Source organism: Sphingomonas hankookensis, from assembly GCF_022664465.1.
GTDB lineage: Bacteria > Pseudomonadota > Alphaproteobacteria > Sphingomonadales > Sphingomonadaceae > Sphingomonas > Sphingomonas hankookensis.
In genome coordinates, this window is the sequence record NZ_JAKREV010000033.1 from 1 (window position 1) to 1,226 (window position 1,226).

The window sequence follows — 1,226 nt, forward strand, 5'->3', positions numbered from 1 at the left end:
TGACGTCCCCCCTGTTTTTTAGTCCATTTTGAGCGAGAGTTTTCCGGCCTTGAGAAGCCTTCGGGCAAGGAGCTGGAAATGAGAAAATCTAGGTACACGGACGAGCAGATTGCGTTCGCGCTGAAGCAGGCGGAAACTGGCACGCCGGTGGCCGAAGTCATCCGGCGAATGGGGATTTCGGAGCAGACGTTTTACCGCTGGAAGAAGGTGTACGGCGGTCTCGGCGTTGGCGAGCTGAGACGCCTGAAGCAGCTTGAGGACGAGAATCGACAGCTGAAACAGCTCGTTGCCGACCTGAGTCTGGACAAGCACATCCTGCAGGACGTTCTCGCAAAAAAGCTCTGACGCCTGGACGACGACGCGAACTCGTCGCGTACGTCCAGGCGTCCCACGCTGTAAGCGAACGGCGCAGTTGCTCGGCTTTGGGCGTCGAACGGTCGTCGGTGCGCTACATCTCGCACAAGCCGGATCAGACACCGCTGGTGATGCGCATCCGTGATCTGGCGGCAACGCGGACGCGCTATGGCTATTTCCGGATCTACATCCTGCTGCGCCGGGAAGGATGGATCGTGAACCACAAACGCGTCTATCGGCTATATCGGAATGATGGACTGAGCCTTCGGCTCAAGAAGCCAAGGCGCAACGTCAGTGCTGCGAACCGCGAACGGCAACCCGCGGCGTTGGCGGCGAACGAGATGTGGTCGATGGATTTCGTCTCAGACGCCCTGTTCGACGGTCGACGGTTACGAGCGCTGACCGTGGTCGACGCCTTCACGCGCGAAGCTTTGGCGATTGACGTCGATCAGGGCATCAAGGGCGAACAGGTGGTCGAGGCGATGGCACGGATCTCGTCGATCCGCGGCGCGCCCAAGACCATTCGCGTGGACAATGGTCCGGAATTCATCTCGAAAGCACTCGACCGTTGGGCGTACGAGAACGGCGTGACCTTGGACTTCAGTCGACCGGGCAAACCCACCGACAATGCCTTCGTAGAGTCGTTCAACGGTCGTCTTCGCGACGAGTGCCTGAACGCACATTGGTTCCTGTCCATGACCGACGCCCGAGCCAAGATCGAGGCTTGGCGGCAGGACTATAACGAGAGCCGTCCTCACACATCGCTTGGCTGGATGACGCCGGTCGAATATGCTGCTGCCGCGGCCGCCAAAGCGACCGAATGAACGCCGGAAACTCACCTTCAGGTTGGATGAGAAACCGGGGGACCCTCA

1 protein-coding gene is annotated in these 1,226 nt (G+C 59.7%); it reads left to right on the forward strand.

What is annotated here, in order from left to right:
* The first annotated feature begins 78 nt into the window (after positions 1-78).
* Positions 79-1,178, forward strand: a protein-coding gene (locus MF610_RS18975) for an IS3 family transposase (RefSeq protein ID WP_242201913.1) whose coding sequence is annotated in 2 segments (ribosomal slippage) — positions 79-331 and positions 331-1,178 — 1,101 coding nt in all. Because the reading frame shifts where the segments join, the coding sequence is not laid out codon by codon here.
* The last annotated feature ends 48 nt before the right edge of the window (positions 1,179-1,226 follow it).